This is a genomic window from Bacillus sp. FSL P4-0290 (assembly GCF_037975435.1).
Taxonomy (GTDB): Bacteria; Bacillota; Bacilli; order Bacillales; family Bacillaceae; genus Bacillus; species Bacillus subtilis.
Genome location: NZ_CP150253.1, coordinates 2,086,424 through 2,104,745, shown reverse-complemented (window position 1 = coordinate 2,104,745; position 18,322 = coordinate 2,086,424). Strand labels below are relative to the sequence as shown.

20 protein-coding genes are annotated in these 18,322 nt (G+C 41.5%); 8 read left to right on the top strand and 12 right to left on the bottom strand.

All coding sequences use genetic code 11. The features are described 5' to 3' along the window. Nucleotides 1-31: 31 nt before the first annotated feature. Entirely contained in the window at nucleotides 32-1,468 is a 1,437-nt protein-coding gene (locus tag MKY10_RS11400; protein WP_129010207.1) for a flavin monoamine oxidase family protein, read from the top strand. Nucleotides 1,469-1,716: 248 nt separating this feature from the next. Here the strand turns inward: MKY10_RS11400 and csaA are convergent, their stop codons facing one another. The 7 genes from csaA to MKY10_RS11365 form a co-directional block, all read right to left on the bottom strand. Beyond that, nucleotides 1,717-2,049 carry a chaperone CsaA gene (gene csaA / locus MKY10_RS11395; protein ID WP_015251920.1) on the bottom strand — a complete coding sequence of 111 codons (333 nt, stop codon included), beginning with the start codon at nucleotides 2,047-2,049 and terminating at the stop codon, nucleotides 1,717-1,719. Between the two features lie 64 nt (nucleotides 2,050-2,113). Continuing rightward, entirely contained in the window at nucleotides 2,114-2,839 is a 726-nt protein-coding gene (locus tag MKY10_RS11390) for a helix-turn-helix domain-containing protein (RefSeq protein WP_015251919.1), read from the bottom strand. Nucleotides 2,840-2,853: 14 nt separating this feature from the next. Then, the gene (locus MKY10_RS11385) at nucleotides 2,854-3,597 is read right to left on the bottom strand and encodes a GNAT family N-acetyltransferase (RefSeq protein ID WP_015251918.1); all 744 of its coding nucleotides are present in this window, start codon (nucleotides 3,595-3,597) and stop codon (nucleotides 2,854-2,856) included. Nucleotides 3,598-3,674: 77 nt separating this feature from the next. After that, nucleotides 3,675-4,250 carry a TetR/AcrR family transcriptional regulator gene (locus MKY10_RS11380; protein ID WP_015251917.1) on the bottom strand — a complete coding sequence of 192 codons (576 nt, stop codon included), beginning with the start codon at nucleotides 4,248-4,250 and terminating at the stop codon, nucleotides 3,675-3,677. Nucleotides 4,251-4,255: 5 nt separating this feature from the next. Beyond that, entirely contained in the window at nucleotides 4,256-4,957 is a 702-nt protein-coding gene (locus MKY10_RS11375; RefSeq protein ID WP_015251916.1) for an MBL fold metallo-hydrolase, read from the bottom strand. A gap of 76 nt (nucleotides 4,958-5,033) precedes the next feature. Next, nucleotides 5,034-5,516: a GyrI-like domain-containing protein gene (locus MKY10_RS11370; protein ID WP_014480008.1), complete on the bottom strand. Its 483-nt coding sequence runs from the start codon at nucleotides 5,514-5,516 to the stop codon at nucleotides 5,034-5,036. A 53-nt stretch (nucleotides 5,517-5,569) separates the two neighbouring features. Further along, nucleotides 5,570-6,511: a YafY family protein gene (locus MKY10_RS11365; RefSeq protein WP_015251915.1), complete on the bottom strand. Its 942-nt coding sequence runs from the start codon at nucleotides 6,509-6,511 to the stop codon at nucleotides 5,570-5,572. Between the two features lie 206 nt (nucleotides 6,512-6,717). On the opposite strand from MKY10_RS11365, the gene csk22 reads away from it, so the two are divergent. Then, nucleotides 6,718-7,263: a mother cell-specific sporulation protein Csk22 gene (gene csk22, locus MKY10_RS11360; protein WP_046160488.1), complete on the top strand. Its 546-nt coding sequence runs from the start codon at nucleotides 6,718-6,720 to the stop codon at nucleotides 7,261-7,263. A gap of 26 nt (nucleotides 7,264-7,289) precedes the next feature. Here the strand turns inward: csk22 and czrA are convergent, their stop codons facing one another. Further along, the gene (gene czrA, locus MKY10_RS11355) at nucleotides 7,290-7,613 is read right to left on the bottom strand and encodes a Zn(II)-responsive metalloregulatory transcriptional repressor CzrA (protein ID WP_003231284.1); all 324 of its coding nucleotides are present in this window, start codon (nucleotides 7,611-7,613) and stop codon (nucleotides 7,290-7,292) included. 193 nt (nucleotides 7,614-7,806) lie between these two features. Here czrA and MKY10_RS11350 point away from each other — a divergent pair, with 193 nt between their 5' ends. Beyond that, a complete protein-coding gene (locus tag MKY10_RS11350) occupies nucleotides 7,807-8,484 on the top strand; it encodes a lysozyme family protein (RefSeq protein WP_003231283.1) in 678 nt (225 codons plus the stop codon). A gap of 89 nt (nucleotides 8,485-8,573) precedes the next feature. On the opposite strand, the gene MKY10_RS11345 is transcribed toward MKY10_RS11350, so the two are convergent. Together MKY10_RS11345 and MKY10_RS11340 are read right to left on the bottom strand one after the other, a co-directional pair. Further along, the gene (locus MKY10_RS11345; RefSeq protein WP_003231280.1) at nucleotides 8,574-9,110 is read right to left on the bottom strand and encodes a DUF420 domain-containing protein; all 537 of its coding nucleotides are present in this window, start codon (nucleotides 9,108-9,110) and stop codon (nucleotides 8,574-8,576) included. Between the two features lie 136 nt (nucleotides 9,111-9,246). Further along, a complete protein-coding gene (locus MKY10_RS11340) occupies nucleotides 9,247-10,029 on the bottom strand; it encodes a VLRF1 family aeRF1-type release factor (protein WP_064671115.1) in 783 nt (260 codons plus the stop codon). A 170-nt stretch (nucleotides 10,030-10,199) separates the two neighbouring features. Here MKY10_RS11340 and MKY10_RS11335 point away from each other — a divergent pair, with 170 nt between their 5' ends. The 5 genes from MKY10_RS11335 (at nucleotide 10,200) to desR (ending at nucleotide 14,807) form a co-directional block, all read left to right on the top strand. Beyond that, nucleotides 10,200-10,697, top strand: coding sequence for an N-acetyltransferase (locus MKY10_RS11335; RefSeq protein WP_014477061.1), 498 nt, complete (start codon nucleotides 10,200-10,202; stop codon nucleotides 10,695-10,697). A 63-nt stretch (nucleotides 10,698-10,760) separates the two neighbouring features. Further along, nucleotides 10,761-11,738, top strand: coding sequence for an LD-carboxypeptidase (locus MKY10_RS11330; RefSeq protein WP_087614581.1), 978 nt, complete (start codon nucleotides 10,761-10,763; stop codon nucleotides 11,736-11,738). Between the two features lie 161 nt (nucleotides 11,739-11,899). Continuing rightward, nucleotides 11,900-12,958, top strand: a complete 1,059-nt coding sequence (desE, locus tag MKY10_RS11325; RefSeq protein ID WP_339226470.1) for a fatty acid desaturase DesE — start codon at nucleotides 11,900-11,902, stop codon at nucleotides 12,956-12,958. A 118-nt stretch (nucleotides 12,959-13,076) separates the two neighbouring features. Next, nucleotides 13,077-14,189 carry a two-component sensor histidine kinase DesK gene (gene desK, locus MKY10_RS11320; protein WP_015251908.1) on the top strand — a complete coding sequence of 371 codons (1,113 nt, stop codon included), beginning with the start codon at nucleotides 13,077-13,079 and terminating at the stop codon, nucleotides 14,187-14,189. 18 nt (nucleotides 14,190-14,207) lie between these two features. Then, nucleotides 14,208-14,807 (top strand): two-component system response regulator DesR, encoded by a 600-nt coding sequence (gene desR, locus MKY10_RS11315; protein ID WP_004399356.1) that lies wholly within the window; start codon nucleotides 14,208-14,210, stop codon nucleotides 14,805-14,807. A gap of 604 nt (nucleotides 14,808-15,411) precedes the next feature. On the opposite strand, the gene MKY10_RS11310 is transcribed toward desR, so the two are convergent. Together MKY10_RS11310 and recQ are read right to left on the bottom strand one after the other, a co-directional pair. Beyond that, nucleotides 15,412-16,275, bottom strand: a complete 864-nt coding sequence (locus tag MKY10_RS11310) for a 3D domain-containing protein (protein ID WP_003231267.1) — start codon at nucleotides 16,273-16,275, stop codon at nucleotides 15,412-15,414. 246 nt (nucleotides 16,276-16,521) lie between these two features. Beyond that, the gene (recQ, locus tag MKY10_RS11305; protein ID WP_048655128.1) at nucleotides 16,522-18,297 is read right to left on the bottom strand and encodes a DNA helicase RecQ; all 1,776 of its coding nucleotides are present in this window, start codon (nucleotides 18,295-18,297) and stop codon (nucleotides 16,522-16,524) included. Nucleotides 18,298-18,322: the final 25 nt, after the last annotated feature.

Genomic DNA, 18,322 nt, shown 5'->3' with positions numbered 1-18,322 from the left:
AATAAATTCTAAAAAGAGGTGCCTCCAAAAATTGAATTCTCTAATGAATGATGACATGGTAAAGATCATTAGAAATGGCCTTAGCGCGTCACAGCATCCAAAGCACATTCTTGTTATAGGAGCTGGATTGTCCGGGCTTGTATCAGCATCTTTGTTGAAAAATGCCGGTCACAGAGTAACGATTCTCGAAGCGAGCGGCAGAGCGGGCGGCCGTGTCTGCACTTTGAGATCTCCCTTTAGTGATGATTTGTATTTCAACGCTGGCCCGATGCGCATACCGAATAACCATTCGTTAACCTTAGAATATATCAAAAAATTCAAATTGCCAACAAATGTATTTATCAACAGAACCCCGATGGACATCATTTATGCAAATGGAATCAAAACACGTCTCCAAGTTTTTGAACGAGCTCCTGGAATATTGAGATATCCAGTTGCACCAAATGAACAAGGGAAAACGTCTGAAGAGCTGTTGCTTTCTTTACTGCAGCCTATTCTAAATTTTATCAATCAAAATCCAGCGAGAAATTGGCGGATTGTCGAAGAACAATACAAAAATCATTCGTTAAGCTCTTTTTTAAACACGTATTTTTCATATGGCGCGATCGATATGATCGGTGTACTTTTGGATATGGAAGCGTATATGGGGATGTCCCTTGTTGAAGTATTGCGGGAATCTATCTTTTTTTCATCGCCCGCTCACTTCTATGAGATAACTGGCGGTATGGATCTGCTGCCTCACGCGTTTCTTCCTCAATTAAAAACAAACATTCTATACCATCAAAAAATGATGAAAATGTCTCAGGGTGAAAATAGTGTTACGATCCATTGTCAGCATCAACAAACGGCAGAATTTGCATCGTTCACAGCAGATCTCGCTATTGTAACCATTCCTTTTTCAACATTGCGATTTGTAAAAGTCGAACCATACCATTCATTCTCTTACTATAAACGGAGGGCCATCCGTGAGCTAAACTATATCAGTGCAACAAAAATCGGCATAGAGTTTAAAAGCCGATTTTGGGAAAAAGCCGGTCAGCGCGGCGGCAAATCTATTACTGATCTTCCGATTCGTTTTTCATATTATCCAAGCAGAAATATTGGAGCAAATGGACATGCCGTCATTCTGGCGAGTTATACTTGGGCTGATGAGGCACTAATATGGGACAGTCTTTCAGAAGGAGAGCGTATCCAGTATACTTTACTGGATTTATCTGAAATCTATGGTGATATTGTGTGGTCTGAATTTGTGTCTGGCACTTCTTTTAGCTGGAGCCAGTACCCGTATTCTGCGGGAGGTTTTACAGCTTTCGAACCAGGACAAGAATTAGAGCTGTATCCCTATATTCCTGTCCCTGAGGGCAGAATTCATTTCGCCGGAGAACACGCCTCACTCACTCATGCGTGGATGCAAGGCGCGATTGAATCTGGAATACGTGTTGCTTATGAGGTCAATCGCTTACCTTAGTTCATGCTCACCTTCTGTACTAAAAGATTATTACATTTCATATAATAAGATCTTGATTAGACGGACAAATTCAATCACAATAACAAAGTAATCCTTGCATTCCTTCGCCCTCCATGCTATATTCATATAGCGATGAGCTGAATTGTGTAAGCCGATGTACATGCCTTACGGCACACACGAATGTGGCGTGTGGTGCATCGCCTCAATACGCAAAAGACGTTTGCCCTAGGCAAACGTCTTTTTTTGCGTTATCCGATTTTTGTGCCGTTTGGAACAGGCTGATCCGGCTGCAAAAGGACGACGTCGCCCTGGCCGGGTATGCCGCCGAGGACCAAGACTTCCGATTTAAATCCGGCGATCCGGCGGGGCGGAAAGTTCACGACTGCTATGACTTGCTTGTTGATGAGACCTTCCGGCTTGTAACGCTTCGTGATTTGTGCGCTCGATTGTTTTAAGCCGATTTCAGTCCCAAAATCTATCACAAGCTTGATTGCCGGTACTCTTGCTTCAGGAAATTCTTCCGCTTTTACAATTGTTCCCGTTCTGATATCCAATTTCTCAAAGTCTTCAATAACTGCCATATCAATAACTCCTTTTTCTCCTATTGTAAAGGAGATATACAATATTCTTTTAACGAAAGAGCCATCATTTTTTATCCGAATATAAGGTGTTTCGATACAGGCGGGGCGGCATTCCTGTGCTTTTCGTGAACCATCTTGTAAAAGAAGAAAGGTTTTGAAAGCCCAGCGCCTCGCTCACGACGGTAAGGGTTTCATTTCTCTCCATCAGCATTCGTTTTGCTTCCTCAAGGCGAAGGTCGGCAATATAGTTCTGCGGGGACTTCCCTGTCTGTTTTTTGAACCAGCTTGAATAGTAAGCTGGGTGATAATGCTCGATTTCTGCCAGCTTCTTAATCGTCAGCCGCTCAAATAAATGGCTGTGAATGTATGCAATTGAGGCATAGCTATGGGATTGAAGCTTTTCTTTTATGTATTGTACTAGCATATGAAGCGAGTTGGCTGTTCCGGCCTTTGCTTCCTCTGTCAGCAAATACCTGATCGAAGACCAGAAAGGATCGAGGGCAGCTTCAATTCCTGATCCTGCACGATACTCATCAATTTTCATTGCATGAAGCGGAACATCCAGTACAAGACATTCATTTCTTCCGATAGAACGGAAACGATGCTCACACTCCGGCGGAATATATAAAAAATGATCTGGCTTTAATTTCACCTGGCGCTCTTCAGTCTCAAGATCAATACTCCCTTCAAGCGGAAAAAGAAATTGGCTGTATGCGTGCTTATGTGAATGATAAAGGTGTGTGTATGTCCGTTTTTCGCAAATCATCTCTTGAAGCGAGTCCATCAGCAAACCCCTTCCTTTGGTCATCTTTTAATCCGGTAATGGTGTTCCGATATAGGCGAAAATCCGATTTTTTCATATAAAGAAACTGCCGCCAGATTTTCTTTCATCACTTGTAAAAACATGCGTTCCGCTCCGTTGTTTTTTGCCCATTCAGTCAACACCCTGATCACTTGGGTTCCTGCCCCTTTTCCTCTGTGCTCCTCAGCTACAACGATATTACTAAGTCCGCCATAACCATCAATGACAGAAACCGTGCCAAGCGCTGTCAGGCTTTCTTTGTCATACATCTTGAAAAAAGTTTTACACGGCGGCATGCGTTCGAAAATGTGTTTGTAACCTTTGTGACGCTCGGGTGAAAACCCTTCTAATTGAATAAATTCATCTATCCAAACAGATGATGGCTCTTGTTCCCACTTGTATGTAAATCGGCTGTTGTCATTTGTTCGGCTCATAATTGACCGGCACAATGCTGTCATCTGGAAGCACTCGTCTACCTTTTCATAACGGCTGTCTGCCAAAGCGTCATCAAGCCCTTTCGGTGATGCGTTGCTAATATGAAAACAAACAGGTAAGCCTAAACTTTGATAAAAAAGTTCGGCCTCTAGCTGAAAATTCCCTTCAGGCATATCCGCAGAAGTCCATACGCTATTTGCCCTTTTGGTTACGCCAAAATTCGCTCTGAGAAGCCATTGCCCTACGCTTTTTTGAAAATAAGCCGGCCATGAAGCTGCCGCTAACCGTTCAATCTTGTGAATGTCATCCATTGCATAATGCCTCTCCCCTATGTATACTCCCTTGATATTATACAATATTCAGAAATATAAGACATCTATTTATTTGTTTACATAATATTTTTATTGTTTACTAATAATCCTGACAAAAATGTCCGAATTGAAAATGACAGGCTTTCTAAAATGTCCTCCTCACGTTCAAATGCTTCTTTTGCGATTAAAACAGTAAAGCCATGCAGCAGGCTTCTGAGCCCCCTTGTCGCATGAATGGCAGTCTTTTCACTTGCATAGCCGTTTTCAATGAGCAGCTTCGTCACAAGACAGACAATTTGGTCAGAGACGATTTCCGTCCGTTTGTCCTGAACCTTAAGAAGAGCCGCTTCATAATATCCGGGATTTTCAATTGCAAAATCAACATATGCATGTGCTAAAGAAAGCATAGCGGAATCTCCCTTTCGTTCGGTTACGGAGTCCGCCATTTGATCAAAAAGCTTTGTCAGTCCTCTGACAGCAAGTTCTGTTCTGATCGCTTGCAGCCCGTTGATATGATTATACAGCGACGGAGAGCGCACATTCATTTTTTTAGACAGAGCGGCAAGAGTGACACTATTCAATCCTTCCTGATCGGCAATCTCTGCTGCAGCGTCTACAATCATTTTTTGGGTCAAACCTATTCTCGGTGACATGCTCATCATCCTTTCTTTGCTTTTTGGATCGCCTGTCTCATCCGCTCTGAAGGTGATCGCAGGAATTTTCCATGTCCGACAGCGAGACAGGAAGGCGCCTTATCTGCGAGCAATTGTGCACTTTTGATGGCCTCCTCCTTATTCCATGTGGCGAAAGCGGGAAAAGGAAACGTCCATTTTATCTGACCTGATACAGCGATTCCTCCGCGCAACTGAAACGCATCTCCTGCTATTAAAGTGCCGTTTCTTGTATCAAGAAATGACATGCTGCCCGGTGTATGGCCCGGTGTTGGAATGGCAAGCAGAGAACCAATTGTTTCACCGCCCGTCAGCAGTTGGTGAGGCTTTGTTTGTATGTGTTTCGGAATACCTCCTTTTATAGGCGTCTGCGGCTCATCTTGCCGCAAGGATGTGTCACCTTGGAGCAAGAATGAATCCCGTTCCGAGATCATGACCTTTGCATGCGGAAATGTTTGTGCCAATGTATCCAGTGATCCGACATGGTCCCCATGTGCATGAGTCAGTAAAATATGCCGAAGCGGTTTTCCAAGCTGATTCACAGCTTGAATAATCCCTTTATAGCTGCCTGGCAGTGCGGCATCAATAAGGGTGACTTCGTTTTCTTCCTCTACTAAATAGCAATTAACCGGAAACAATGCTGGAAAAAAAGTCAGCTGCCAAACCGTTTGGTACTGAGTCATTCTCATCTTTTTATTCCTCCTAACAAAAACTAATGATGTTAGTTTTATTATTAACTAACATCATTAGTTTTTCAAGAGTTTATTATTTTTTTATCGCTACATAAATGTTAACTTGTGCTCGCTGTGGCACTGCGGCACTTTGATCATACATCTCAAAATCACCTGTAAACGTGCGCAGATGCCGCTTATCCCAAGTCCAAATTTCCTTCCACGTTTCAAGCACAATCTCTTCAATAGGACCGATTCTGGAAGTGAAAACGGCGTAAGCGGAAGCCGGCAAATCAATGTTTTCATATGGTCCCGGAAGAATGTCGTCGTATTCCTGAAACGTTCCGACTGAAAACGTATAAAACCCATTCGTCTCTTGTTCATAATTCGAATATAAGGCAATAATGCTCTTGTCTTTTTCAGCCTGTGATAAAAGAGCGCTCATATCCTGCTTCCAGAATTGATCCCACAGTGCCGGAATCCTCCTTTCTTCCGTCATTTCCAGTGCGTTGCTTGTCCGTTGTGACAGTCCGGCAAATCGTTTCCGGTCTAAGTGTGTTATATGTGAAAAGCCCATACGATCTCCTCCTTTTTTTAAGATTATAGACAAAGAAACCTGACAGCAGTGTGTCAGGTTTCATATATTTTTTGCATGTGATGAATGGTTTCTTTTACTTTATCCCGTATATGAAGAGGCTGCAGAACCTCAATATCCTTTCCGAACTGGAGCAAAAAACCGATCAGCCATTGATCTTCTGGAAGTGAAATCACCGCCTGGCAGATTTTATCTTCCTCACAACAGTGAAGGACATCATATCCGAACCATTCACCTATGCGCTGACGTGCTGCCGGCTGAACAAGAATAACCAATTCAGTTAAACGGTCCTTCTGGTACCAACTCTTATCCCATGGCAAAGTGTCCAGCTGAATGTCTTTTCTGATAAAGGTCTGATGTAAGATGGCCAGATCTTTCATCCGGTTTAGTTTAAAAAAGCGAAAATCATTTCTCACCAAGCAATAAGCGTATAAATACCAGTGCCCCGCCTTGCAAACCAATGTATAAGGTTCAGTTTCACGAAGAAGAGTTTCCCCGCTTGCGCTTGTATATGTAAAAGATATCGTTGACAACCGATCGATGGCAGCGCTTATTTTCTCACGAAGCGCCTTTTGATCCTCGGTATGGCCCCATGCCGTCATGTCAATAAACCATTTTTCTGTTTGGTGCTTAAATGCTTGAGCAGATTGCTCAGGTATAAGGTGTTTGATTTTTTGATAGGCTGTGCTGTGAGAAACGGGTTCATACATAGATGAAACGCTTTGCAAAGCGGAAGCAATTGCAAACAATTCCTCCTCCTTCAGCCACTCTCTTTCAAGCCGATACGTTTCCATGATGCCAATTCCGCCCCCGGAACCATGTGAGGTCACAATCGGAATACCAGCCCTATTGATCGTCTCAATATCACGGTAAATTGTTCTGACAGATACTTCAAACAGCTCAGCAAGCTCTGCAGCCTGCACTTGTTTTTTGCTGATCAATAACACAACCATCGCTAACAAACGTTCCAGTTTCATTCTGCGCACCTTTTCTTCTTGTATTTTCCAACAAAAACAATCATAACATTTTGATAACGCTTGGGCATATCTATCATGCGGCGGAATACACCTTGCATATGCTATGAAAACAGGGGTTTCCCCTTCTTTTTTGTGTTCAGTATTTATTTCAGCTACTATTTCTGACCGGATAAGCATACACTTCTCAACGGAGGGGATTTCACATCATGCATCTTACACTTCAGAGCGTTTATCCTGCCATGATCATCATCTTTTTTCTGTATAAAAAAATTAAAAGGTCCATCGGATACCAGCCGCTGAAGCCCCGCTGGCTGTTCACCCGTATCATTCTTTTCTCGCTGTTTGCTTTTGGCCTTTCAATCTTCAGCGCCATTCACCCTTTTTTATATGGATATCTCATTTTGGGCATTCTTGGCGGATGGCTCCTTGTCTTTTTCGCTAAGAAAAACATCTCTTTTGAAAAACGCAGAGGAAAGATCTATTTTCGGACTCATATTTGGGTAGAAATGATTCTCCTAACCTTATTCCTGTCAAGATTTCTATATCGAGTGACAGAGCTTTATCTTACCTCGCCTGATCTAAACAGCCTTGGATCTTACGGTCAGTCAATCGGAACGGACCCTCTGACAATAGGAGTCTTTTTTCTGATAGCCGTTTATTATATCGGTTTTTCTTCTTTTGTCATCAAGCTCAGCAGAAACGAATTCGAACAGCACGGACACAATAAAGAAAAAGACATCCTTGCCCGCTAGCAGCGAGTTAAGCAAGGATGTCTTTTTCAATCATGCTGCGTATGATGGATCATTTGCTGAAGAACATCTAAAACATGTTCATCCTCCGGAGAGTAATAAATCGATGTTCCTTCTCTGCGCGATTTGACAAGCCGAAGATTTTTCAAAAATCTAAGCTGGTGGGACACAGTGGATTGCAGTAAATTCAGCTTTTCTGCAATTCCGTTTACTGCATGCTCACCCTGGGACAATAAATGGAGAATTCTGATTCGGGTAGGATCAGAAAGCGCTTTGAATGTTTGCGCGACTAGAAACAGCGTCTCCTCGTCCAGATCAGCAGCCGATTGTTCCGTTTCTCTAAATTCAGTCATATGTATCACCTTTCTTTATTCATAGTTTTATCTTATAACAAATGCGCTTGAGTGCAAACCAGCCTGCTTGTATTCCATTTCAATCTCATAGTTTAAATTTATGTTTCAAATCAGGTTTTTACTTGGTCTGATATACCGTCTTATGTCATAATAAAAAAGGTCATACTGCTCCAAACATTGAGGGTGAAACACAGTGAAGAAAAAGAGAAAAGGCTGTTTCGCTGCTGCGGGTTTTATGATGATTTTTGTCTTTGTCATCGCCTCTTTTTTATTGGTCCTGCTTTTTTTCAACCGGGATTTAATCAAAAAACTTCCGATCGATACGAAAACGATTGTTTTGGAACGTTTAACCGATTACAAACCCCTGGTGGAAGAAGAGCTTGAAAGCCAAGGACTCTCTAATTATACATCACTCATATTAGGCATGATGTATCAGGAGTCAAAAGGAAAAGGCAATGATCCCATGCAGTCCTCTGAATCTCTGGGGTTAAAACGCAATGAGATAACAGACCCTCAACTCAGTGTTAAACAAGGCATCAAGCAATTTACCCTCATGTACAAGACCGGTAAGGAAAAAGGCGTGGATTTGGATACCATTATTCAAAGCTACAACATGGGGGCAGGTTACATTGATTTTGTAGCTGAACATGGAGGAACGCATACTGAGGAATTGGCAAAACAATACTCCGAGCAGCAAGTCAAAAAAAATCCTGATCTGTATACTTGCGGGGGAAATGCGAAAAATTTCCGCTATCCGTATTGCTACGGTGATTATACGTATGCAGAAAAAGTAAAAGAAAAAACAAAAACTGTTGAAGAATCTTTGCAGGTTGCAACACTTGAAACCATGGAATCCAAGGCTCATGAATAAGAGTCTATCAATTTACTGACAAAAGCCCAAAAATGAATTTGGGCTTTTGCCATGTTTACATGTAAAAAAAGCCATACTGAGTATGGCTTTTAGTAATACGGTGAAATCATCAAATATACAATAACGCCTGTAAGGCTTACATACAGCCATAGAGGCATTGTCCATCTCGCAATTTTTTTGTGGCGCTCCACCTGCATGCTGAAGCCTCTGATCAGCGTAAACAGCGCAAGCGGCACAATAATTGCAGAAAGGCAGATATGTGTAATTAAAATAAAGAAATAAATCGGGCGCATAATACCTTCTCCGCCATAGAGCGTGTTTTCCGCAATCGAGTGGTACGTCACATAGCAAATCAAAAATAGTAATGTTGTTGTGAATGCGGCCAAAATAAAGCGTTTGTGAGCTTTGATATTTTTCTGTTTAATCATAATCAGCGCGGCCAATAAGAAGATAAACGTAAAGCTGTTGAATATCGCATTCAGCATTGGCAAAATGTGAATATTCGCATGGCTGAACTGATCTAATTTAGGCATAAAAAACAGCACTGCGATTAAACCGTTAATCAGAACTGTCAGCGTAAGGACAATCCCCGTGTAATTTTTCGGTTTATTTTCTGTTTGGTTCATTTGGTGACCTCTCCTAATTTGTACTGGCTATCCAAATCGTATGCAAATTCAAAGAAGATGTCAACGGTTTCGATTGCTTCGTCAGAAATTAGACACACTTCAAAGGCCGGAGGCTATTAGCCCCGGCCTGTTAGGTTTACGCCTCTTTTATCAAATGTTCAATGACCTTATGTTCATTTTCATTCAGCAGGTTCTTTTGAATTTTCGAATGAATGGGTTTATTCATATGCTGATCCAAGATATCGGCCGTTTCTTTATCCCCGGCAATAACCATTCGTTCCCATCTTTTCGCGGCAGCTTTTTGATCAAGGCTGGCAGCCAGCCGCTTATACAGTCTCGATTGGTTCTCTGTTACATGTTCCCTCATCCGGTTCTCTTCAAATGGTGGCGCTTTGTCTACAGCGGAATGGCTATTCTTCCAAGACTCATTGATCATATCATACTCATAACGCTCCACCGCCTCAATTTTCCCTAAAACAGTTTCAATAATTTTCACTTCATGCTGCTGAGTTAAAATAAACGCCGTACTTGGGTATGCCTGGCGCAAATCCTTCAGCTGATCCAGGACAGCTGTTTCTTCCCAGTAAAATCTTGTATCTACAGGGACTTGAAGCTTAATAGGTTCCCATATGCCGCTGTCGGAAACAAAAAACACGAGACTGCGGGGCATGTCTTTTCCCATTGCATTCAAGTATTGATTCATTTTAGCCCTGATTCCATCCAGACACTTTTCCTCCTCTGGATCACTAGCTGCCAAATACTCTTTTAATCGGCTGAATCCTGACTTTAGGGCGATCTTCCATTCTCCCCCCTGCTGCTCTGGATCTCTCATGTCTGTATTGAGATACAGAGAGAGAATTTTATCCGGCGGTTCCAATTGGACATACTGTAATTTGTTAATCAATGAATCAATCGCCATTCCGATTCCTCCTTTTTCACAGGTTAGTTTTCTTTTTCCTCTCTTAAAAACGATCAAACCTGACTTTCCGCTAATTTCTAGTAATAATGGAATTGTTGTTTACAATACGCCTCTCTTCTAATACAATTGGTAACTGTGTTTCTAAGCTGATTTTTGAAAGGAGTTTGATCTTGTTTACTATTAAAGAAAAAAATCGTCAAGAGCTTGAAGAAGAACTAAATGATTTAGAATTTCAAATTTATCGCATGCAGGAGAATATGAAGGATTTATCTAAAGATGCCAAAGTGCTTGGTATTGATCAATCGAAACATGATGAGTGGATGATTGTTTCCTCGATTGATGATGGCCAAACATGCAAAATTATGCTAACTGATTGTAAAACGGCATACCGAGGAAAAGGCTGTTTTTCACTTGTAGCGTCTTACAAGGACGATGCCATTCATATAGGGGATATAAAAGGCCCTCCGAATCACGGGTTTGGCTCCATTTGCATGAAATATTTAAAAGATATTGCAAGAGACCACAATATACCGAAAGTCACCGGAGACATCGCCAAACGGGATTGGAATCATGTAGACCGGCTGATTCACTTTTATGAAAAACATCAATTCAAAGTATGTATCGATCATGATACCCAATCCGGCAGCATTAAGTGGGTTGATTTGTAAAAAAGTCTGGAAGAAAGAGCCAAGATATGCTGTAATGGTATAAAACCATTGATGGAGGGTTCTATGTACGCCTCAAAACTGAAAAAGGGAGACGAAATCCGGATCGTGTCTCCCGCGACCAGCATGTCTATATTATCAAATGAAGCAAAAATCCAAGCAAAAACGGCGTTAGAACGCTTAGGTTATCGGGTAACCATCGCTGAACACGCAAATGAATGTAACGAATTTGATTCATCCTCTATCGAGTCAAGAGTCCATGATCTGCACGCTGCCTTTTTTGATCCAGGCGTCAAAGCGATTTTAACGACACTCGGAGGGTTTAATTCAAATCAGCTGCTGCGTTATCTTGATTACGAGAAAATCAAACGACATCCAAAAATTCTGTGCGGCTATTCCGATATAACCGCTCTTTGCAACGCTATTTATCAAAAAACGGGTCTTGTTACGTATTCAGGTCCCCACTTCTCAACATTTGCAATGAAAAAAGGGCTTGATTATACAGAGGAGTATTTTCTTTCTTGCTGCGCTTCAGACGATCCGTTTGAAATTCTTCCTTCAAGTGAGTGGAGCGATGATCGCTGGTTTTTGGATCAAGAAAACAGGCGTTTTTATCCTAATAACGGCCCTGTTGTAATCCAAGAAGGTTATGCGGAAGGCACTTTAATTGGCGGAAACTTATGCACGCTTAATTTGCTGCAGGGAACGGAGTATTTTCCTGAAACAGAACATACTATTTTATTGATTGAAGATGATTATATGTCAGACATCCATATGTTTGACCGCGATCTGCAATCACTCATCCACCTCCCCGCTTTTTCACATGTAAAGGCGATTTTGATCGGCAGATTTCAGAAAGCATCAAACGTATCAATGGATCTTGTAAAAACCATGATCGAAACAAAAAAAGAATTATCCGACATCCCGATCATCGCAAATATAAATGCCGGACATACCTCGCCAATTGCCACGTTCCCTATAGGAGGAACATGCAGGATTGAAGCTATTTCGGGTACATCACGCATATGGATTGATAAACATTAATTAGCTTGTAAATTTTTTTACAAGCTTTTTTAGCGCAATCGGTTATGTATGCCGCACGAGACATGACAAATGTCATATAGGAGGCATGATGTGTGCTACTACAAAAGACTTCTCTCATTAGCGTATACTGAACCGAGACACACAATGAGAGGATACTTACTATGACTGAACAAACCATTGCACATAAACAAAAACAGCTGACAAAGCAAGTCGCTGCATTTGCTCAGCCTGAAACAAAAAACAGCCTGATTCAGCTTTTAAACACGTTTATCCCATTCTTCGGCCTATGGTTTCTTGCTTATCTCAGCCTCGATATCTCCTATCTTCTTACGTTAGCATTAACGGTGATTGCCGCAGGTTTTCTGACAAGAATTTTTATCATCTTCCATGACTGCTGCCATCAATCTTTTTTCAAACAAAAACGCTATAACCACATTCTCGGTTTTCTGACAGGTGTCCTGACTTTATTCCCGTATCTTCAATGGCAGCACAGCCATTCGATTCATCATGCAACTAGCAGCAATCTGGATAAACGCGGAACAGGAGACATCTGGATGTTAACAGTAAACGAATATAAAGCTGCATCCAGACGAACAAAGCTTGCATACAGACTTTATAGAAACCCGTTTATCATGTTTATTCTCGGACCGATTTATGTTTTTCTGATCACGAACCGTTTTAACAAAAAAGGCGCAAGACGCAAGGAACGTGTAAACACATACCTTACGAATCTGGCAATTGTCGCGTTGGCTGCTGCTTGCTGTCTGATCTTTGGCTGGCAATCGTTTTTACTGGTGCAAGGCCCGATATTTCTGATTTCAGGTTCAATCGGTGTTTGGCTGTTTTATGTGCAGCATACCTTTGAAGATTCTTATTTTGAAGCGGATGAAAACTGGAGCTACGTTCAGGCTGCTGTTGAAGGCAGTTCATTTTATAAACTCCCGAAACTGCTTCAATGGCTAACAGGCAATATTGGTTACCACCACGTTCATCATTTGAGTCCAAAGGTGCCTAACTATAAGCTTGAAGTTGCTCATGAACATCACGAACCATTAAAAAACGTACCGACAATCACCTTAAAAACAAGCCTGCAATCACTTGCGTTCCGTCTATGGGATGAAGATAACAAACAGTTTGTGTCATTTCGGGCTATAAAACATATAGCTGTAAGCCTTCCGCCTGATTCACCAGAAAAACAGAAGCTGCGGAAGAATGCCTGATGATAAAGGAGGTCTTCTAATATACTAGAAGGCTTCCTTTTATTGTTTGAGGGTGCATTCTGGCTTTCACAATGATAAAGTTACAAGTAAGATGAAAAGCTGAAAATGAGGTAAGATCATGATTAAAAATCATTTTACATTTCAAAAACTAAACGGGATTACGCCCTATATATGGACGATATTTTTCATCCTCCCCTTCTACTTTATATGGAAATCATCATCTACATTTGTTATTATTGTCGGCATCATTTTGACGCTTTTATTTTTTTCGGTATATCGATTTGCTTTTGTCTCAAAAGGCTGGACCATTTATTTGTGGGGATTTTTATTAATTGGCATTTCAACCGCCTCCATTACTCTGTTCAGTTATATTTATTTTGCTTTTTTTATCGCGTATTTTATAGGAAACATTAAGGAACGCGTCCCTTTTCATATTTTATATTATGTCCATTTAATAAGCGCAGCCGTCGCAGCCAATTTCAGTCTCGTATTAAAGAAGGAATTCTTTCTGACACAAATTCCTTTTGTCGTCATAACCCTCATCAGCGCAATTTTATTGCCCTTTAGTATAAGAAGCCGCAAGGAGCGCGAACGGCTTGAAGAAAAGCTCGAGGATGCAAATGAACGGATTGCAGAACTGGTAAAATTAGAAGAACGTCAGCGAATTGCCCGCGATCTCCATGATACGCTTGGGCAAAAGCTTTCTCTTATCGGTTTAAAAAGCGACTTAGCAAGAAAATTGATATACAAAGATCCCGAACAAGCAGCTCGTGAACTGAAAAGTGTTCAGCAAACAGCGCGAACTTCTTTAAATGAAGTAAGAAAAATCGTTTCCTCTATGAAGGGCATACGGCTCAAGGATGAATTGATCAACATCAAACAAATTCTCGAAGCAGCTGACATTATGTTTATCTATGAAGAAGAGAAATGGCCCGAAAATATCTCATTGCTGAATGAAAACATTTTGAGCATGTGCTTAAAGGAAGCTGTCACAAATGTCGTCAAACACAGCCAGGCTAAAACTTGCCGAGTTGACATTCAGCAGCTCTGGAAGGAAGTTGTGATAACAGTGTCTGACGATGGAACATTCAAAGGAGAAGAAAATTCCTTTTCAAAAGGACATGGCTTACTCGGGATGAGAGAACGGCTTGAGTTTGCAAACGGAAGCCTTCACATCGATACCGAAAACGGGACCAAGCTTACCATGGCAATTCCTAATAATTCAAAATAAACATAAAGGATGGCTTATATGATTAGTATATTTATTGCAGAAGATCAGCAAATGCTGCTGGGCGCTTTAGGATCACTTCTAAACCTCGAAGACGATATGGAAGTCGTAGGCAAAGGTACAACCGGCCAAGATGCTGTTGATTTTGTCAAAAAACGCCAGCCTGATGTATGTATTATGGACATTGAAATGCCCGGAAAAACAGGGCTTGAAGCTGCTGAGGAGCTAAAAGATACAGGCTGCAAAATTATCATCTTAACCACCTTCGCCAGACCCGGTTACTTTCAGAGAGCTATTAAAGCTGGCGTTAAAGGCTATTTGTTAAAAGACAGTCCGAGTGAAGAGCTGGCCAACGCCATCCGTAGCGTCATGAACGGAAAACGCATCTATGCACCTGAGCTGATGGAGGACTTATACAGCGAAGCTAACCCTCTTACAGATAGAGAAAAAGAAGTGCTCGAACTTGTGGCTGACGGTAAAAACACAAAAGAAATCGCTCAGGAACTCAGCATCAAAAGCGGGACGGTGCGGAATTATATCTCAATGATTCTAGAAAAGCTTGAAGTGAAAAATCGAATTGAAGCCATTACCCGGTCAAAAGAAAAAGGCTGGTTTAAATAAAAAAGGATCTTGGCATCTGCCAGGATCCTTTTTGTTAACCTGAAATTCCCGTTTGAGAACCTCGTCGCAACCAGAATTAAATTGATCCATATCCTCGCTCCTACGCCCGCTGAACGATTGCTTGGTTAACAGCCCAATAAAAGACTGGATTGAATGATATCCCTGTTAAAATGGTCGGCCATTGCACATCAGCAGAATTTCTGATATTGATTATTTTGTATTTTCAGTATGACAAAGTTGTGCCACTTCGCTCCCGAAGCTGCCATGCCCAACTGCAAGAGCCTAATATCACAATAAAAAACCGTCTGAAATCAATCCGATTCCATAAATGGCATCTGCTACATCCAACTGCTTATTATCTGCCAAAAAAGATACAACACCAGCTCGTTTCGCTGATCAAAGATAGTAACAACCAGCTATAAATGTCATGATGCCGAATGTCTCTGTAATGTGGAACCAATCTTTTAACCCGAGAGCCCCTGAATCGCACATAAAGAGAAAAACGGGACCACTTTCTTTTATCAGCATATGATATAAACAGCTCTAAGCAGAACAAAAAAAGACACAAGCCAAAAGCTCATGTCTTTTATCACAATCTATATTATTAGTTTAAGACTTTAACACTTACAGTTTTGACGCCCCAATTAGAAGCATCACTTTTACTTGGTACAAATACGTCGATTTTATTTCCTTTAATAGCGCCGCCAGTGTCTGCTGCTGTTGCTTCCCCGTAGCCTTCAACATAGACTTTAGAACCTAGCGGAATTACATTAGGATCAACCGCAATAACTTTCGCATTCGGGTTCTTATTTAAGTCAATGCCTGTAGCTGTAACGCCGGAAATGCCGCCGTCGTTAGCAGTGTAAGCAGTAGCAGTAACTGTTAGTTCTTTTGAAGCTTCTTGATTATTTGTATTTGATTGAACAGCCTTCTCCTCTGTGTTAACAGAAGTTTCTGCCTCAGCCTTTGTTTCTTGTTTAGGTTGCTGTTGTACAGCTTCTTGTTTAGGTTGCTCTTTTTGCACAGCCTCTTGTTTTGGTGCAGCTTGAGGTGCGTTTGTTTGCGCATTCTCAGTAGCTGTGTTTGCTGCTGTTGCCTGACCTTTTACTGAAAGAGTTGATCCAGCATAGATCATGTCAGAGCTTAAGTTATTCCAAACTTTCAGGTTGTTGACTGTCGTGCCGAATTTTTGAGCAATCTTAGAAAGCGTGTCTCCCGCTTTAATTGTATATTGCCCAGTCGTGGTTGTTTCTTCTGAAGAAATGGTCAGTTTTTCTCCTGCAATGATTTTATCAGAAGTTAACTTGTTCCATTCTTTTAAGTCCTTTAGGTTCACTCCATTTTTCTGAGAGATTCCCCAGAGCGTATCACCCTTTTGCACCGTAATTTCTTTTGCAGAAGCGTGAGCTCCGAATGCAGTTGTTGAAAGTGCAGCAACTGCCACAAAGGACATAATCGTCTTCTTCATAAGTAAATCCTCCCTTGTTAGCTTTTTATTGGCGGCTAACAGGTGATATCGTAACACACGTAAATGTCAAATCAATAACAAAAAGATATGATTTAGATTACAGTTCCTTTACATGAAGGATTTCTCTCTGATGGAAAGACTTGCTGAACCCTTGATATAATAGGCTTCGCAGGTCTTTTTATTTTGAGGCGAAACAGAGAAAATAAAATGTGTTTTTTATAGAAAAAAAGATTTTTTTTCTGTTTTTTAGTCTGTCATCCTTGCATAAGCTTGTATTTCTTGTAAAAAAAGCCGGCCGTATTTTGCTCTTTTTTGTTCTCCGACTCCTTTTATAGACAAAAGTTCATCATCATTTACGGGCTGTTTTCCTGACATTTCTTTTAACGTTTGGTCAGAGAAAACAACAAATGGCGGAACACCCTGCTCAGCAGCAATTTCTTTCCGAACCATGCGCAATCGTTCAAATAGCTCGTCATTTTCAGTAATCGCTGCCGCTTTTAACGCTTCTTTTCTCGCTACTGATAATTCTCCTTTCAGCACATTCCTTCCTTTACTGCTGACAAAAAGAGTCGGAAACGTTCCGTCTGACATCCTGATGAAGTCGTCAGAAATAAGAAATTCGATAAAATCACTGATTTCGCCAACGGATTGGTGTTTTAATATCCCGTATGTTGAAAGGTCGGAAAAGCCGTTTTCAAGAACTTTTTTATTTTTGGAGCCGGCAAGCACCTGTGCAACCATCGTCTTGCCAAACCGTTCTTTCATGCGAATGATACAAGATAAGACCATTTGCGCCTCCCGCGTCACGTCATGGGCCGCTCTTGTATCGGTACAGTTTCCGCACTGTCCGCACGCATCAGGCTCCTTTTCTCCGAAATACATAAGGATAAAACGCTGCAGACAATCTTCCGTATGGCAGTAGTCGACCATTTGTCTCAGCTTTTTTAAATCCTGCTTTTGTTTCTCTTCATGTTCTGATTGCTCAATTAAGAAGCGCTGTACCATAATATCCTGCGGTGAAAACAGGAGAACACATTCACTGGCAAGACCGTCCCGTCCAGCTCGTCCTGCCTCTTGATAATAGCTTTCCATATCTTTCGGAATTTGTGCATGCAGAACAAATCTGATATTTGATTTATCAATACCCATTCCAAAAGCAGAGGTTGCCACCATCACTTGAAGCTCATCATTAAGAAACCTTTCCTGCTGCTCTTTTCTCACATCATCAGCCAAACCTCCGTGATACCGACCTGCCCTGACTTGATTTCGTTTCAATCTCTCATATATCCGATCAGCTTCTTTTCTGGTCGCGGTATAGACAATTCCTGCTTCATGCCTGTTGTTTTGCACATATTCGTCTATAAACCGATCTTTATTTTCTCCTTTTACTACTTTAAAGGTTAAATTCTCTCGGGTAAATCCGGTATATACCGTGTTTTCTTTTTGAATATGCAGCTGTTTGCAAATATCATCATGAACCTCGGGTGTGGCTGTTGCTGTTAACGCCATGATGACAGGCTTGTCGTGTAATTCACGGAACAAGATTTCAATATTCCTGTAGCTTGGCCTGAAATCATGGCCCCATTGAGAAATACAGTGCGCCTCGTCTATTGCGACCAAAGGAACATCTATCCCCTGCAAAATCCGGATAAACTCTGTGGACGTTAGTCGCTCTGGTGTAATGTAAAAAAGCTTATAAGCTCCTTCTTTGAGTCCGTTCAGCCTCTCATATATTTCCTGATTGGATTGTGTGCTGTTAATGTAGGCGGCGTTAATCCCCGCTTCTTCTAACGCATCAACTTGATCCTTCATCAAGGAAATCAACGGTGAAATGACGATCGTCGTCCCTTCAAACATTAATGCCGGAATCTGATAGCAAACCGATTTGCCGCCTCCCGTCGGCATAATGCAGGCCGTATTTTGCCTCGCTTCCGTCACCAAGCGGATCGCTTCATCTTGGCCGCTCCGAAACTTCTCATAACCAAAATAATGAGCCAGAAGGGATTGGGCTCTATGTAACATAACGTGTAAACCTCGCTTTTCCTTG

What these genes read in the sequence shown, in the direction of transcription:
- csaA (WP_015251920.1), bottom strand. Translation starts at nt 2,049, where the DNA reads ATGGCAGTTATTGAAGACTTTGAGAAATTGGATATCAGAACGGGAACA.
- MKY10_RS11385 (WP_015251918.1), bottom strand. Translation starts at nt 3,597, where the DNA reads ATGGATGACATTCACAAGATTGAACGGTTAGCGGCAGCTTCATGGCCG.
- MKY10_RS11380 (WP_015251917.1), bottom strand. Translation starts at nt 4,250, where the DNA reads ATGTCACCGAGAATAGGTTTGACCCAAAAAATGATTGTAGACGCTGCA.
- MKY10_RS11375 (WP_015251916.1), bottom strand. Translation starts at nt 4,957, where the DNA reads ATGAGAATGACTCAGTACCAAACGGTTTGGCAGCTGACTTTTTTTCCA.
- MKY10_RS11370 (WP_014480008.1), bottom strand. Translation starts at nt 5,516, where the DNA reads ATGGGCTTTTCACATATAACACACTTAGACCGGAAACGATTTGCCGGA.
- MKY10_RS11365 (WP_015251915.1), bottom strand. Translation starts at nt 6,511, where the DNA reads ATGAAACTGGAACGTTTGTTAGCGATGGTTGTGTTATTGATCAGCAAA.
- csk22 (WP_046160488.1), top strand. Translation starts at nt 6,718, where the DNA reads ATGCATCTTACACTTCAGAGCGTTTATCCTGCCATGATCATCATCTTT.
- czrA (WP_003231284.1), bottom strand. Translation starts at nt 7,613, where the DNA reads ATGACTGAATTTAGAGAAACGGAACAATCGGCTGCTGATCTGGACGAG.
- MKY10_RS11345 (WP_003231280.1), bottom strand. Translation starts at nt 9,110, where the DNA reads ATGAACCAAACAGAAAATAAACCGAAAAATTACACGGGGATTGTCCTT.
- MKY10_RS11340 (WP_064671115.1), bottom strand. Translation starts at nt 10,029, where the DNA reads ATGGCGATTGATTCATTGATTAACAAATTACAGTATGTCCAATTGGAA.
- MKY10_RS11330 (WP_087614581.1), top strand. Translation starts at nt 10,761, where the DNA reads ATGTACGCCTCAAAACTGAAAAAGGGAGACGAAATCCGGATCGTGTCT.
- desE (WP_339226470.1), top strand. Translation starts at nt 11,900, where the DNA reads ATGACTGAACAAACCATTGCACATAAACAAAAACAGCTGACAAAGCAA.
- desK (WP_015251908.1), top strand. Translation starts at nt 13,077, where the DNA reads ATGATTAAAAATCATTTTACATTTCAAAAACTAAACGGGATTACGCCC.
- desR (WP_004399356.1), top strand. Translation starts at nt 14,208, where the DNA reads ATGATTAGTATATTTATTGCAGAAGATCAGCAAATGCTGCTGGGCGCT.
- MKY10_RS11310 (WP_003231267.1), bottom strand. Translation starts at nt 16,275, where the DNA reads ATGAAGAAGACGATTATGTCCTTTGTGGCAGTTGCTGCACTTTCAACA.
- recQ (WP_048655128.1), bottom strand. Translation starts at nt 18,297, where the DNA reads ATGTTACATAGAGCCCAATCCCTTCTGGCTCATTATTTTGGTTATGAG.